The 15,464-nt window shown below is 54.6% G+C and carries 10 protein-coding genes, 2 tRNA genes and 1 riboswitch; of the genes, 1 reads left to right on the top strand and 11 read right to left on the bottom strand.

Going from position 1 to position 15,464, the window contains the following annotated elements; all coding sequences use genetic code 11:
* Nucleotides 1–210: 210 nt before the first annotated feature.
* The 4 genes from J2S20_RS07735 to J2S20_RS07750 form a co-directional block, all read right to left on the bottom strand.
* Entirely contained in the window at nt 211–2,142 is a 1,932-nt protein-coding gene (locus tag J2S20_RS07735; protein WP_307254756.1) for a TRAP transporter permease, read from the bottom strand.
* Nucleotides 2,143–2,222: 80 nt separating this feature from the next.
* A complete protein-coding gene (locus tag J2S20_RS07740) occupies nt 2,223–3,272 on the bottom strand; it encodes a TAXI family TRAP transporter solute-binding subunit (protein WP_307254759.1) in 1,050 nt (349 codons plus the stop codon).
* Between the two features lie 158 nt (nt 3,273–3,430).
* Nucleotides 3,431–4,099, bottom strand: a complete 669-nt coding sequence (locus J2S20_RS07745; protein WP_307254762.1) for a FadR/GntR family transcriptional regulator — start codon at nt 4,097–4,099, stop codon at nt 3,431–3,433.
* Between the two features lie 10 nt (nt 4,100–4,109).
* Nucleotides 4,110–6,275 carry a Tex family protein gene (locus J2S20_RS07750; RefSeq protein WP_307254764.1) on the bottom strand — a complete coding sequence of 722 codons (2,166 nt, stop codon included), beginning with the start codon at nt 6,273–6,275 and terminating at the stop codon, nt 4,110–4,112.
* A gap of 256 nt (nt 6,276–6,531) precedes the next feature.
* Here J2S20_RS07750 and J2S20_RS07755 point away from each other — a divergent pair, with 256 nt between their 5' ends.
* Nucleotides 6,532–7,947: an amidophosphoribosyltransferase gene (locus tag J2S20_RS07755; RefSeq protein ID WP_307254766.1), complete on the top strand. Its 1,416-nt coding sequence runs from the start codon at nt 6,532–6,534 to the stop codon at nt 7,945–7,947.
* 401 nt (nt 7,948–8,348) lie between these two features.
* Here the strand turns inward: J2S20_RS07755 and J2S20_RS07760 are convergent, their stop codons facing one another.
* The 7 genes from J2S20_RS07760 to J2S20_RS07790 form a co-directional block, all read right to left on the bottom strand.
* On the bottom strand, nt 8,349–9,764 hold the full coding sequence (locus tag J2S20_RS07760; protein WP_307254767.1) for a transglutaminase-like domain-containing protein: 1,416 nt from the start codon (nt 9,762–9,764) through the stop codon (nt 8,349–8,351).
* Between the two features lie 207 nt (nt 9,765–9,971).
* The gene (locus J2S20_RS07765) at nt 9,972–11,150 is read right to left on the bottom strand and encodes a DUF819 family protein (RefSeq protein WP_307254769.1); all 1,179 of its coding nucleotides are present in this window, start codon (nt 11,148–11,150) and stop codon (nt 9,972–9,974) included.
* Nucleotides 11,151–11,222: 72 nt separating this feature from the next.
* Nucleotides 11,223–12,314, bottom strand: coding sequence for a dipeptide epimerase (locus J2S20_RS07770; RefSeq protein ID WP_106612145.1), 1,092 nt, complete (start codon nt 12,312–12,314; stop codon nt 11,223–11,225).
* Between the two features lie 120 nt (nt 12,315–12,434).
* Nucleotides 12,435–13,823 carry a dipeptidase PepV gene (gene pepV, locus J2S20_RS07775; protein ID WP_307254772.1) on the bottom strand — a complete coding sequence of 463 codons (1,389 nt, stop codon included), beginning with the start codon at nt 13,821–13,823 and terminating at the stop codon, nt 12,435–12,437.
* Between the two features lie 335 nt (nt 13,824–14,158).
* Nucleotides 14,159–14,689, bottom strand: a complete 531-nt coding sequence (locus J2S20_RS07780) for a folate family ECF transporter S component (protein WP_307254774.1) — start codon at nt 14,687–14,689, stop codon at nt 14,159–14,161.
* A gap of 65 nt (nt 14,690–14,754) precedes the next feature.
* Nucleotides 14,755–14,861, bottom strand: a riboswitch (THF riboswitch).
* 231 nt (nt 14,862–15,092) lie between these two features.
* Nucleotides 15,093–15,163, bottom strand: a tRNA-Cys gene (locus J2S20_RS07785).
* 13 nt (nt 15,164–15,176) lie between these two features.
* A tRNA-Asn gene (locus J2S20_RS07790) sits at nt 15,177–15,249 on the bottom strand.
* Between the last annotated feature and the right edge of the window lie 215 nt (nt 15,250–15,464).

Below are 15,464 nucleotides of genomic sequence, written 5' to 3' on the forward strand. Positions count from 1 at the left end.
AATGATGCTGTGGACTGGTCTTTTGTCCTACCGCACGGGCTGCGCCACAGTTTCTCGCGCAGCGCAGACGGAATGTGCTTCACGATTCATCTCAGATGATCGCAATATAAAAAGCTGCCGCATCCCGCGCACAGGTGCTTTTCAAACCGTGTGCACGCCGGGATGCGGCAGCTCTATTCCTGTCACAATAAAATTCTTACGCTGCTCTTATCACCTGGACCTCGAATCCATAAAGTGATTGACCAGCAAAACCATTGCGATCAATGCAATGCCTACTCCGTCCGTCATAGTCCCCGGGATCACGAGGCACAGGCCTCCGATCAGCGAAACCAGACGCAGAACAGGATTCACCGGCCCGTTCAGATAGCCGATAAAGCCCGCACCGATTCCCACCAGACCTATCACCGCCGTGAGCACCATGGGCAGCGCCTCTGCAAAGCTTCCGCCTATCATGATCATCTTCGGATTCAGCGCAAACATATACGGGATCAGGAAGGCGGCAATGGCGAGCTTCGTCGCATTCACTCCTGTCTTGAAGGCATTCCCCTTTGCAATCGCAGAGCCCGCATAGGCCGCAAGCGCCACCGGCGGGGTGATATCGGCCACAATGCCAAAATAGAAGCAGAACATATGGGAGGCCAGCATGGGAATTCCTGCCTTGATCAGGATCGGCGCCGCAATGGTTGAGGTGATCAGATAGTTCGAGGTCGTGGAAACGCCCATACCAAGTATCAGCGAGGTAAACATGGCGCAGACCAGTGCGAGAAATACATTGTTTCCGACCAGATCGAAGATGCCGGAGCCGATTCTCTGCCCCAGTCCGGTGAGCGTCACCATGCCAATAATAATACCAGCAGTGGAGCAGGCGGTCGCTACCGAAACCACGTTTCTTGCAGCCTGCGGAAGTGCTGTGAATATCTGCAAAAACGGAACCCGCGTGCCCTTTCTGAGGTAGGGAACAATAATGCAGATCAGGCAGCCAAAGAGTGCCGCTCTTGTGATGGTCAGACCTGAGAGCATGAAGTAGATGATTCCGGCCAGAGGCAGAATGAGGTGCCCCTTGTCGCGAATCAGCGGCCAGAGGCGCGGCAGCTCGCTCCGCGGCGAGCCCTTCAGACCGAGGCGCTTTGCCTCCAGATGTACGCTGATCCAAATGCCGATAAAGTACAGAGCTGCCGGGATAATGGCAATCAGCATGAGCTCGCGGTACGGCACGCCGCATGCCTCAGAGATGAGGAAGGCTGCCGAGCCCATAACGGGCGGCATGATCTGACCTCCGGTTGAGGCCGCCGCCTCTACCGCACCGGCAAATTCGGGCGAGTAGCCGAGCGACTTCATCAGCGGAATGGTAAAGGAGCCCGTAGAAACCGTATTCGACACGGAGGAACCTGAGACCGTTCCCTGCAGAGCAGAGGACAGAACCGCCACCTTTGCGGGGCCGCCCGCCGCCCAGCCCGCCAGAGAGTTTGCGAGGTCTATGAAGAACTGACCAATCCCTGTTTTCTCCAGAAAAGCACCAAAGAGGATAAATAAAAAGATATAGGTCGAGCACACACCGAGCGGATTGCCTATGACGCCCTCCGTCGTGATGAAGAGATGGGTGATGATGCGCTTTAAACTGAAGCCGCGGTGCAGGAGAAAGCTTCCCATATACTTCCCCACTATCCCGTAGATGAGGAAGCAGGATGCGATGATCACGATGGGCGGCCCCACCACACGCCAGCAGGCACAGAGCACCAAAAAGATACCCAGCCCCGCCATCACGGTGTCCATCATTGTATATGCACCTGCGCGGAATTGCAGTGCCTTGTAATTCAACACAAAGTAGGCGATGACACAGGCAAAGAGCCCGGCCAGCAGACAATCATACCACGGCAGCTTATTCCGATCCGCATTCTTCGTTGCAGGATAGATAAGAAAAGCGAGACAAATCGCAAAGCCCAGATGCGTGTACCGCAGTATCTGCAGCGGCACCTTGTTGGAAATGGACGCATACAGCTGAAAAAGCGCGAACACAGTCAGAAATATCTGAAGAATCTTCTCCCCCTGCGGCGAAAAAATCTTATATTTTGATTCCCGGTCGATCGCCGAGAGATCCACTTCGACACTCTCCGGCTTCTTCCTTCCTTTAAAAAGCTCCATACTGCTTCTCCTTTTGAACTGAGACCTGAATGAGTAAAAAGGGAGAGCCTTCGCTCTCCCTGACTCAGAAGTCCGAAAGCTTACTTCAGATGCTCCGGAATCTCAATACCCTGCTCTGCATAGTACTTCGCAGCGCCCGGATGCAGATCGCTGGGAATACCGCTCATCGCATCCTCAAGACTCATATAATTTGCCTTCGCGTTGATCTCCTGAATCTCAGCGAGATGCTCATAGACCGCCTTTGTCAGCGTATAGACCTCCTCCTCGGAGAAGCTGTCCGCACAGACCAGCATGCACTTCACTGCCACAGAGGTGACCTCATGTCCCAGATTGTACTCATCTGTCTTTGTCGTGAAGGAGGAGTAGTAGGGGTATTCCTTCAGGAGCGTCTCCATATGCTCATCATCAATACTTACGAGGTCAATTTTTCCGTTCAGCGAGAGCTCCGTCACATTGGAGTTCGGGTAGCCGGAGCACATGAACATCGCATCGAAGGTACCATCCTGAATGCCGTTCTTTGCAGTGGACTGATCCGCAAAGGTCTCGTTGATATCGTCATAGCTCATACCGTAAGCGCCCAGTATCTGCCGCGCCGCCACCTCATAACCGGAGCCGACCGCGCCGACGCAGATATTCTTTCCCGCCATGTCCGATACAGTCTTGATTCCGCTGTCCTTTCTCGTGACGATCTGCACCATCTCCGGATAGCAGGCTGTGATCGCCTTGAAATTGGTGATCGGACTCCCGTCAAAGAGCTCTATTCCCTGATGTGCATAGCTATATACATCCGACTGAATCATCGCAAACTCATTGTCGCCTGAGCCCAGAAGACGTGCATTCTCTGTGGAACCTCCCGTTGCATTGACCGTGATATTCGCGCCGGTCACGCGATTGATCACCGTACACATGGCATTACCAAACTGATAATAATTGCCCGTCGCAGAGCCGGTACCCATCAGGAAGCTCCCTGAAAATCCGCTCTCACCCGGAGCCGCTACCTCAGAGCCCGCTGCGCCTGCCTCAGTCGCCGCCGTCTCTGCTGCAGTTGTGCTCTGTGTTCCGGAGCCGCCGCACGCCGCCAGTGCCATAGCCATGATAGAAGCTGCTGCCAGTGCCAGTGTCTTTTTCATAATGTCCTCCGCCCTTCATGTCAATCTGTGTGTATACACTTTTTTATTATAGCTGAAGGATACAGCAAAAAGCATCTCTCAGAATGACGGAATCCCGGCTTAAATTATGTATAAATTGCCCAATTTTTTGCGTGATTTTTATAACAGTCCGCACAGACTCACAGCCCACCATAGCGCTTCTGGTTAAAGAGCAGATGATACTGCATTTCTGCCTGTGCCTCCACTGCACGATGCGTCCGGATAGCCTCAAATATCCTGCGGTGAGAGCGCAGGGTCTCCTCATACTCCGCTTGCTCCACGCTCTCCGCAAAGGAACGCACGCCGTCCGCAATCACGGGTATGAGCCGCGCCATCACCTGATTGTGCGTGCACTCCGCTACTGCCGTATGAAAAGCGGAATCCAGCTCTGCATACCACTCCCGGCGCCTCATACGTGTCTCCAGCTGAAGAAGCACTTCCTCCAGACGCTGTATGTCTTCCTCCTCTGCATTCTGTGCGGCCAGCGCCGCAATCTGCGGTTCCAGAATAACCCGCGCAGCAAGCAGATCCCGTGTTAGCTTCCGCTGATCTCCTACCATGCCAAAGCCCAGCGGATCGTCGGCAACCCCCTGCTTTTCCGAGACAAAAGTTCCCGCTCCCTGCCGTATCACGACCATATTGCGTGAGACCAGAAAGCGCAGTGCCTCCCGCAGCGTATTCCTCCCCACTGTGAGCTGCTCCATCAGCTCCTGCTCCGTGGGCAGCCGGTCCCCCGGTCCATAGTTCCGGGCACGTATCATCGCAGTCAGCCGCTCCGCTGTGCGCTCCGCCAGTGTCTGCTTCTCCATTCCCGCCTCCTCATTCCAGTATCATTGAGAGCCCGATGCGCTTTTTTGAAATATCCAACTCCACAACCTTTACATCTACGATATCTCCCACGCTCACCACCTCAAGCGGATGCTTCACAAAGCGTTTTTTCGAGAGCCGGGAGATGTGAACCAGCCCATCCTGATGCACGCCGATGTCCACAAAGGCGCCAAAATCTATCACATTCCGCACGGTTCCCCTGAGCACCATCCCCGGCCGCAGGTCCTCCATCGAGAGCACATCGCTCTTCAATATCGGCTTTGGCATCTCGTCTCTCGGATCCCGCCCCGCGCTCTTCAGCTCCTTCAGCACTGCCTCGACCGTGAGTCTTCCCACGCCGCAGGCCGCGGCGCACTCCAAAACCAGACTCTCCGGCACCGACGCTGTGAGTGGCCCTTGGGCCAGCTCCTCCTTTGAGATTCCGAGCCGCGAGAGCAGCAGCTCCGCAATTTGATAGCTCTCCGGATGTACGCCCGTGCCATCCAGAGCCTCTTCCCCTCCGCTGATTCTAAGAAAGCCCGCACACTGCTCATAGGCCTTAGGCCCCAGCTTTGCGACCTTCAGAAGCTGCGCTCTGCCTGTAAAGCGCCCATGCTCCTCTCTGTAGCGCACAATATTTTTCGCCGTCGTCCTCGTGATCCCGGACACATACTGAAGGAGCGGCGCAGAGGCTGTGTTCAGATCCACACCGACTGTATTGACACAGTCCTCCACAACTGCGCCGAGCGCCTCTCCCAGTTTTTTCTGATCCATATCATGCTGATACTGTCCCACACCGATAGACTGCGGGTCTATCTTCACCAGCTCTGCGAGCGGGTCCTGCACCCTTCGGGCGATAGAAGCCGCGCTCCGCTGCCCCACATCAAACTCCGGAAATTCCTCCGTGGCCAGTGCGCTCGCCGAATAGACCGAGGCTCCCGCCTCATTTGTAATCACATAGGGAATCTTCCGTCCGTCCGGCTCCCCCGCAAATTCCTTCAGAACTCCCGCAAGGAACTGCTCCGATTCCCGCGAGGCCGTACCATTTCCGACAGAGATCAGTGTGACTCTGTACTTTCGAAACAACTCCTTCAGCTTTTCCGCCGCTTCCCTCTGCTTTCTCTCGTTCGTCGGCGCAGTTGGAAAGATCAGTGCCGTATCCAGCACCTTTCCCGTGGCATCCACCACCGCAAGCTTACAGCCCGTGCGGAAGGCCGGGTCCCAGCCGAGCACCACCTCTCCCTCAATCGGCGGCTGCATGAGCAGCTGGTGCAGATTCTTCCGAAAGACCTGAATGGCGCCGTCCTCCGCCCGCTCCGTAATTCCATTTCGAAGCTCCCGCTCCACCGAGGGCGCAACGAGACGCGCATAGCAGTCCTCCACCGTGCGCGCCAGGATATCCCGAGTCGCAGAGTGACTTCCTCTGATCAGACGACTCTTCAGAAAGTTCAGAATCTCCTCCTCCGGGGCCTCAATTTTCACCCGCAGCAGCTTCTCCTTCTCCCCGCGGTTCATCGCAAGCACGCGGTAACCCGAAGCTCTCGCAAGCGGCTCCTGAAAATGATAATACATCTCGTAGACGGAGCTCTCCTCCGGCTTTTTCCCCTCCGAGCAGAGTTCTCCCCGCTGCTCCGTCACCCTGCGCACATAGCTCCGCACCGCCTGCGCATCGGCGAAGCGCTCCGCCAGAATATCACAGGCCCCCGCAATCGCCTCCTCTGTGCTGTTCACACCCTTCTCCGCAGAGATATAGGCGTGCGCCTCCTCCTCAAGACTCCGCTCTGTCCGCTGCGCCCATATGATATCCGCAAGTCCCGTGAGCCCGCGCTCTGCCGCTGCCGTAGCTCTCGTGCTCCGCTTTGGGCGATAGGGGCGGTAAATGTCGTCAAGCGCAACTGCGGTCTCTGCCGCGAGTATTGCCTCTCTCAGCTTCTCCGTGAGCTTTCCCTGCTCCTCGATGGAAAGCAGTACCTTCTCCCGCCTCTCCTCCAGATTTTTAAGTGCAGAGAGACGCTGCGCCAGCACACGCAGCTGCTCATCGTTCAGTGCGCCCGTCGCTTCCTTTCTGTATCGCGCGATAAAGGGAATCGTACAGCCCTCATCGATCAGACGCACTGCGGCATTTACCTGCGTGAGCCCGACACCGAGCTCCTCTGCTATTTTTTTATTGATCTCCAAACAAAACCTCCTCTGCACATGCAGTTGTTTTTCTCTCTTCTGTGCTCTCAGCTCTCACCGGACGCACCTTGCCTCACAGCTATTCTAGCGGATGATGCAGAAATAGGGGAGTACTTTTCGCAGGCAGGCAGAAAAAAATAAAAGCACTCTCTCCGGCACTGTTGCTTTCTCTTCCGGAATCCTTTATGCTTTAGGCGTCATCAAATCAGTCACCGTTCTACTATCACAGAGAGGCATCAGCTCGAAAGGCGAATTCATGGGTGGAATATTTGCATCGGCACTGAAGGAAGACTGTGTATTTGATCTGTTCTTCGGAACAGACTATCACTCCCACCTCGGCACAAGACGCGCCGGCATGGCAGTATATGGAAAGGACGGCTTTGACCGCGCCATCCACAATATAGAGAACAGCCCCTTTCGCACCAAATTTGAAAACGACGTCAAAAAAATGCAGGGGTATATGGGAATCGGATGTATCTCCGATTATGATCCTCAGCCTCTCATCGTCCGTTCCCATCACGGCACCTACGCCCTCACCACAGTGGGACGCATCAATAACAGCAATACTCTGTCGGAGCACATCCTGCGGCGCGGCGGAACCCAGTTTCTCGAAATGAGCGGCGGAAATATCAACGCCACTGAACTCGTCGCCGCACTCATCAACGAAAAAGATAACCTCATTGAGGGCATACGCTACGCACAGGAGATCATCGACGGCTCCCTGACCCTCATGCTGCTCACTCCGCAGGGTATCTATCTGTCCCGCGACAGACTCGGCAGAACACCTCTCGTCATCGGAAAAAAAGAAGAGGGCTTCTGTGCCTCGTTTGAGTCCTTTGCTTATCTGAATCTCGGCTATGAACACTTTCGCGAGCTGGGCCCCGGGGAAGTCGCAGTCATGACTCCGGACGGCGTGACCACGCTCTCCGCGCCGGGAAAAAAGATGCGCATCTGCACCTTCCTCTGGGTCTACTACGGCTATCCCTCATCCAGCTATGAGGGCATCTCCGTCGAGGCTATGCGTGTCCGCTGCGGGCAGCTTCTGGCCCGCCGGGATCAGATGAGCTCTGCCGATATCGACAGTGTCGCGGGCGTTCCCGACTCCGGAACCGCGCATGCCGTGGGCTATGCCAACGAATCCGGAGTGCCCTTCTCCCGCCCCTTTATCAAGTATACCCCGACCTGGCCGCGCTCCTTCATGCCGACCATGCAGAACAAGCGCGCGCTCATCGCAAAGATGAAGCTCATTCCAGTACACGAGCTCATCGAGGGACAGCGTCTGCTTCTTATTGATGACTCGATTGTCCGGGGCACACAGCTGCGCGAGACGACAGAATTTCTGTATCACAGCGGCGCGAAGGAGGTGCATGTGCGTCCCGCATGTCCCCCGCTGATCTTCGGCTGCAAGTATATCAGCTTTTCGCGCTCCTCCTCGGAGATGGAGCTCATCACCCGCCGCACCATCAAGGAAGTGGAGGGGGAGCAGGTCTCCCGGGAGCTGCTCTACGACTACGCCAATCCAGACTCCGAGCGCTACCACCACATGCTGGAGCGGCTCTGCAGGCAGCTGGGCTTCACCAGCCTCCGCTACAATCGCCTGGACGATATGCTCGCGGCAGTCGGCCTCCCGACAGACCAGCTCTGCACCTACTGCTGGAGCGGCAGAGAATAATCTATTAGCAGCTCTGCACTGCAAATATAGAAATGGGCCATAGCGGACGCGCTGAAAACAGCACGGGCTATGGCTCATTTGCGCTCACGAGTAAATATTCTCATGAGTAAGAGACAGAAGGCATTGGGAGGCCGTCTGCGGACTTTTCCTGCCTGAAATGGGAGGAGGCCGGACACCCTGAGGTATCCGGCCAAAGTATATGAAAAAAAGTATTGGCAGCTGCGTTATTCGCTTGCTGTGATTACAATATACTGAAGAATCGTGTTCTTTTCATGTTGCCTGCGTAAATGTTCTTTGAACAGAATATGAATAAACTATGTCTGCCTGAATAGCCTTTGTAACTCCTCCATGTACATGATCCGCCTCCCGTCTGTGAGTCCTCAGTCTATGGCGATGAAGCATTATCCTTCAAAGCATTCCTGACTATAGAAGTGTGTGAACTCCCCATAGCGCAGGCCACGTCCGTCAAGTTCCAGCTCTCCCAGTTGATTGTCATAGGGATCGGCGCGGAATTCCGGCTCCGGAAAACCAGTCTCTCCCATGAAGCGTACATTTGCCGCCACACGCCACGGATCTATATTTCCAAAGTAAAAGCGATGCATCGCCTCATCTCCGCGGCGCCATGCCGCTCCGCCATATGAGAGATCTACCGCACGCCACCCATATTGCTCCGTGTAGAAGCGCGTCCAGTCGTGCGCACCGATGAAGCCCGGTTCTGTCTTAAGACCACTCTCCCAGTGTGCGGGGATGCCCGCCGCCTCACAGAGTGAGAGGAAGAGCAGTGCCTGAATGCCACAGTCGCCGACGCGGTCTGAGGCACAGCGCTCCGCCATTCTGTCCAGGCAGAAGTAGGAGGGCATGAAGCTGTAGCGCACCTGCTCCGTAATAAAATCATAGAAGCGCTTTGCCTTGCACAGCGGCTCTGTCACGCCTTCTGTGAGCCGCCCAGCAAGCGTACGGATGTATGCACTTTCCGGGAATGGAAGCGGGTGCGCTGTCTCCTCCACAGTTTCAGGCCCTACTTCCTCTGCTCTCTCCTGCCCGCTCCTATAGATATCCCCGCTTCCCGCCTGCATAGTCTCAGCAATTCCATATATATCCTGATACTGTTCTGTATGCAGGAGACTGTATTGCAGCGTGAAGTCATGGTTCTCCTGTAAGCTCTCCTCCCAGAAGACAACTCTCTGCTCCGCATCTGCTGCTCCGGCCTGTCCACCTGCACTCAGGGTCTCAAGCTGAATGTCGCTCTGCTCCGCTGTGACGCGCACCAGCGGGAGTGAGGCCCGAAGCACGGCTCCTCCCCGATACAGGCTGTCATTCAGGCGCAGTCCGGCGCGCACACGAAGACGCACAGAGAATTCCCCACTGCACCGCATTTTCTCCGCGCTTTTCTGTAATAGCGACCAGTCACTGCCCGGGATCAGGTGTCCCTGCTTGGCTGCCTCTCCGGCAAAGTAAGGATCCGTCTTGCAGAGGGAGTCAAAAAAGCGGCCGAAATAATGCGGCTCCCCCTCCAGATATCTCCAGAGTATTCGCCCCTCTGCGACCAAGGCATCGAAGCGCTCTTCAGCGAAATCCGGGATATAGCGCCGCATCAGCTTCAGCGCTTCCCCCCGCGTATACGGATATTCCCCCGGCAGACGGCGCAGTATCTCCTGCTCTGCATAAAACCGCTGCTTTTCCTCCGGGGAGCGCTCCGCTGATTCCATGAGATGCCTGAGACAGACCTCTGCCTCTGCAAGATTTCCTCTCTCCTTCAGCCGCTCCACCGCACTCGGAAGCGGTATATACATATACCGAAATATATTTTTGCTCATCTCGTGACACCTCTTCTTATCTAAATTCGCTCCGAACTGCAAAGGACTGCCCGCAATGCGGGCAGCCCGAAGCTGTCATCTCGTCTGCTGGCTCGATGTCACAGCTATCCAGTTTCGTGCGGCATCAACGATTCTCTTCCCGGTGCAGGCAATGCTCCGGTTAAAGCCCGGCTTGTGCCAGCATTACCCTCGTCCTGATCACGGAACTCACAGGAAGAGTTGCAGCAGTGCACCCATGCCAAGCCCCAGGAAGTTTCCGACTGCTGCGCCGAGCACTCCCATCAGTACGCCGATTCCGGCGTAAGAGGCGTCATAGGCAGAGGCCACAATCGGCGCTGAAGCGGAACCGCCGATATTGGCGAGCGATGCCGTGGAGACCATGCAGAGATCCCAGTGAAAAACTTTTGAGAGCAGATACATGAGAATCACATGAATGGCCAGGATGAAGAGGCCGTATACCACCCACATCGGTGCTGAGAGGAGATCCACCACGGAAGCGGTGGAAGCAAGCAGCGAAACAACTGTATAGAGGTATACATTGGAGAGCTCCTCAACTGCCGGAAGCTTGCCCAGCGGAGTGCCCGCACAGATCAGTCCCAGAATACTGACAAAAACCGTGGTAAGAGTTCCCTTATCAAACATTCCAAGCCCCACTGCGGTGAGCGCAGCATTGCAGTTTTTTCCTACCATCTGGGAGATCGCGGACACTATGAGGGAGAGCCCAATGAGGAATATCCAGTCTGCACTTGTCGCGGTCTTCTTCTCCTTCGCGACCTCTGCATTTGCACTCTCTGCGATTGCCTGAAGCATGGAGGTATCTGCCTTTACGGCGCTGTTCCAGCGGCCTGCGTACTTCACAGCGAGCAGCAGCAGAGCAATCCACACGGAGTAGCACACGGTATCCAGCGCCAGCGCACAGCTGTAGGCACCTGCATCAACCGGAAGCGCCGCCTGCATGGCCGCCATATTTGCGGAGCCGCCAACCCAGGAGGCATAGAGCGCTGCAACGGCGCCCCAGGTATCACTTCCCAGCATCCCCTTGAAAATCGGATAACCGACAAGAAAGCCCACGGCCAGCGTCACCGAGCAGCCGAAGAAGATCGCCACCATGCGGCCGCCGAGCTTCGAGAGCTTCTTGAAATCGCAGCGCAGCAGCATGACAAAGATCATGGCATAGAGGATGTTATTCTTCAGCGCAGAATATGCTGTGGAGCACGCCTCGGAATTGTAGAGCCCCATGGTGCAGAAAACCATGTTGAGCACATAGATCCAGACAAGCGGCGGCACCAGATTGAAGATTTTTGCCTTTGTCTTCTTCTCAAGAAACAACAGCGCTCCAGCCAGAAAAATAAGAAACGCAATGTAGGTGAATCCGTTCGTAATCATAGTCGACCCCCTGCTTCTATTCTCTTTTTCTTTTGTTTAATCACAAGCCAGTCCTTAGCTCTTCCCAGACACTCAGTCCAGATAGCGCAGTCCTTCCACACCGCGGATACCCATTCCGGCCTCATCAGAGACCGTGATCTGCTTTTCCTCAAACAGCGCGCCTCCAAGGATCGGATCCTCGCTGCAGAGCACAGGACCATCCAGATCAATACGGGTGAAAATCTGCTTTGCGCAGGCAAGCTCCACCGCCGCGTTCACGGAAATCTTGGCCTCCAGCATGCAGCCGATCATGCATTCTACACCATATATCTCTGCCGCTGAGGCAATCTTCAGCGCATTGTAGATGCCTCCGCACTTCATGAGCTTGATATTGATGAGGTCTGCGGCCCGCTGCTCCAGCACCTTCATCGCGTCGCGTGGCGAGAACACACTCTCATCCGCAAGTACAGGCACATAGCTGTGATCCGTCACATATTTCAGCCCTTCCAGATCGTAGGCCTTGACCGGCTGCTCCACGAATTCAAGCTTCAGCCCCTGCTCCTGCATCTGATTCAGGATGCGCACCGCCTGCTTCGGCTGCCACGCCTGATTCGCATCGATTCGAAGACATATCTCATCGCCCACTGCCTGACGCACTGCCCGCAGACGCTCCACATCCAGCGTCGGGTTCGCACCGACCTTGATCTTCAGGCAGTCATAGCCTCGTTCGATCGCATGAACAGCGTCTCTCGCCATCTCCTCCGGCGCATTCACGCTGATGGTGATATCCGTCACAATGCGGTTTCGCGCACCGCCCAGCAGCTTATAGACAGGAACTCTATACAGCTGGCCGTACAGATCCCAGAGCGCCATATCTGCCGCGGCCTTCGCACTGCTGTTTCCGACCACACAGCTCTGGATGAGCTGCATTACATCCTCAAAATCATCCACATCCCTGCCGAGCAGGTTGGGAATGATATGCTCCTTCAGCGCCCCGATGATGGCTCCGGTCGTGTGCCCGGTCACAGCTCCCGTCGGTGGGGCCTCGCCGTAGCCTACCGCCCCTGTGTCGGTATGTACCTCGAGTATGATATCCTCCACGCTCTTCACTGTGCGAAGCGCCGTCTTAAACGGTACCCGCAGCGGCACTGAGATGGCCCCGAGTCGTATTGCTGTAATTTTCATGACTCTCTCCCTCCTTTTTCCTGCTCCGGTATCCACAGACAGCCTGAGTAAATATACGCCGTCCCATTCCCATGTGCGTGTGAAACCGGAGTCAGTCTCTGTTCAATTGTCTGTATCGCTTTATTTTGCAAGCCGATACATTGCCTCCGCGTAGATCTGCGTATTCTGCACAAGCCGTTCGATCTCCATGTACTCATCCGGCTTGTGCTCCCGGACCACATCCCCCGGAAAGATGGGGCCAAAGGCCACTGTATTCGGAATGCACTTCGCATAGGTCCCGCCGCCTATGCTCTTCGCCTCACCCGGAAGGCCTGTCATCTCCGTATAAACAGAGAGCAATGTCTTCACCGGCTCCTGATCTGCCGCGACATAGAGGCTTGCCTTATGAAGCTGATTCTTCATCGTGAAGCCCACCGTCTCAAACGCCTCGCGAAGCTTCGGCTCACAGTCCTCATAGCACTTTGTCACCGGATAGCGATAATTCAGGCGAAGCGTGAGCGCATGTGCATCTCCCTCCGCGACGCCGAGATTTAAAGTCAGCGCGCCGGACGGCTCATCCGTCATGGCAATACCCAGCGCGGTTCCGTCCGTCTCCATCCCGAGCTTCTCCGCGACAAAACGGATTCCCTCCGCGAGCTTTTCTGTGCTGAGCGGAAGCTTTGTCAGAAATATCATCAGCCGTCCGATGGCATTCTCGCCGTCCTGCGGAAACGCTCCGTGTGCACTCAGCCCCTCCGCCGTGATGCGAACGCCTCGCTCTGTGCGCTCTGTGCGAATCTTCTCCGCCTGCATTTTACAGATCTGCTCCGCTGTCTCTGCCGGGCAGCTCAGCTCCGCCACTGTCTGAGCCGGAACGATATTCGGCGCACCGCCGCTCCTAAGAGACAGAAGCTGCACCGGACCGCTCTGTTCATACGAAAGGACATAGTCCTCGTTAATGATTCCCTTCTCACCATTGATCACCGGGTACTCCGCATCCGGAGTAAAACCGCAGACCGGCAGCTCCCCTCCGTGCGCCCTGTAGTAACTCATATCAGCAGAGCCAGTCTCCTCATTGGTACCAAAAATCAGGCGTATGCGGCGCTTCAACGGCGCCTTCCCCTCTCTTTCAATATACTCGCGCACTGCCTTCAGGCCATAGAGCGCGGCGGTGCAGGGTCCCTTATCGTCCATGGAACCGCGTCCATAGATTCTTCCATCGGCAATGATGCCGCCGTAGGGCTCGACTGTCCACCCATCTCCCTCCGGCACGACATCGAGATGCGCAAGCACCGCAACCATCTCTTCGCCCTCTCCGTACTCGCAGTAACCGACCTGATTGTCCATATTACAGCTCTTAAATCCCAGCCTCTCCGCCGTCTCCAATGCGGCATCAAGGCACTCTCTCACCTTGCGGCCGTAGGGCGCATCTGCCTCTGTCTCTCCTCGCACGCTCGGAATTTGAATCAGCGTCTGAAGGGTCTCCAGCAGTTCATCCTTCTGAAGCTCCGCATACTCCCTTAACTCCATATCCACCTCCATAAAGAAAAGAACCCAGCACATCGCAGCCGCGATTTCACCGGGTTCGCCATCTGATCTGCGCTCCAAAACTGGAATTATTATACAATGCCAATATAAATACAGCAAGTTTTTTATGCGTTTTTACAGATATTTTGTATCATTGTAGCTCTGTCATGTAATAGAAACGCAACAAAGCGACAGCAGAAAACAGCAAACCGCGTCAGTGCTATCTGCTTTTTCAGAAAAAAGAGGATGTCCCTCAAGTCATGGTCTTACATGACTTTTGGGACACCCTCGATTCCATAGCTGAAGCTAATGATTGAAAAGAAAAACACAAGCTCCGCTCAGGCTCTTCGCTGAGGAAGCGCAAAAATATTTGCAGTAATGCGCTTTGCCGGCCCAAGTATAAACCAGAGCATTGCGACCTCAATCGGGAACATGACCGTGATCTTCAGGAGGCGCGCCGTCATCACTGCGACAAGGGCTTTACCGTAAAGCATGGAGAGCCACAGCGGATTCAGAATGAGACTTACAATCACCGTCTGCATAAGATGGGCTGCAACCAGTCTCTTAAGGCTCATCTCCTTGCCGTGAAGTATGCTTCCATAAATAATGCCGGTGACCGCCATACTGATTGTAAAGCCAGGGAAGAAGGGCCCTGTCGGCTTTGCCAGGTAACCCAGAATATCTGAGAGTGCGCCTACGATACCGCCAATCACCGGGCCAAAAAGCATACCTGTGCAGGCAACCGGCAAAAAAGCGAAGCGAAGCTCAATCATCTGGGTAATGGGTACCTTGAAAAACCCAAGAACCGTGGCGAGCGCCAGCATCATTGCTGAGGTGGTGAGAACTCTGACATCTTTTATTTTGTTCATAAAAAATTCCTCCTTGTGCAGTTTTTCCTTTACTACACAGGAGGCACTTATCGTACCAGATATGTAGCAGTGGGATGCAGTCAAAAAACCGCAAGACCCTCCTCAGGATCTTTTCGTCCCGGTGGCAACTCTCCGTCCTCCGGACACTTAACGCTCTTTGACTTACTCTGCTTGTCTTGTTGGTTATAAGCTATCACTCATGAATCCAGCTGTCAAGACCGCACAAAACTTCCTTACAAACACCTGCTAAATTGAACATTTCGCTTTATTTTTTGTTTCTTGAATGTGTTTTTAAATTACAAAGCAAAGTGGAATGATTATTCCATCTAAACGAAAGATTGCTTTTAGAACAAAAAAATAAGAGAAACCCATATAAATCAATGGTTTCTCTTGCTTTTTACAGAGGCGACACCGGGATTCGGACCCGGGATCAGGGTTTTGCAGACCCACGCCTTACCACTTGGCTATGTCGCCTTATTAAATAGAGCTCCTCGTGTTGGACTCGAACCAACGACACCGCGGTTAACAGCCGCGTGCTCTACCGACTGAGCTAACAAGGAATAAAATGCAACGACAGCAATTGCTGTCGAGGCTCATTATAACACAAATATCACACCCTGAAAACCACACACAGAACATTTATCTCAATTCATCCGAAATCTAATTCCTGCTATTGCAGGCTACCTTACATCTTCCGTTTCCTACCTCTACCTACTCGACCTTTTGGTTAAACCCTCGACCGATTAGTGACAGTCAGCTGAACGTATCGCTACGC

The organism is Moryella indoligenes (assembly GCF_030812885.1).
GTDB lineage: Bacteria > Bacillota > Clostridia > Lachnospirales > Lachnospiraceae > Moryella > Moryella indoligenes.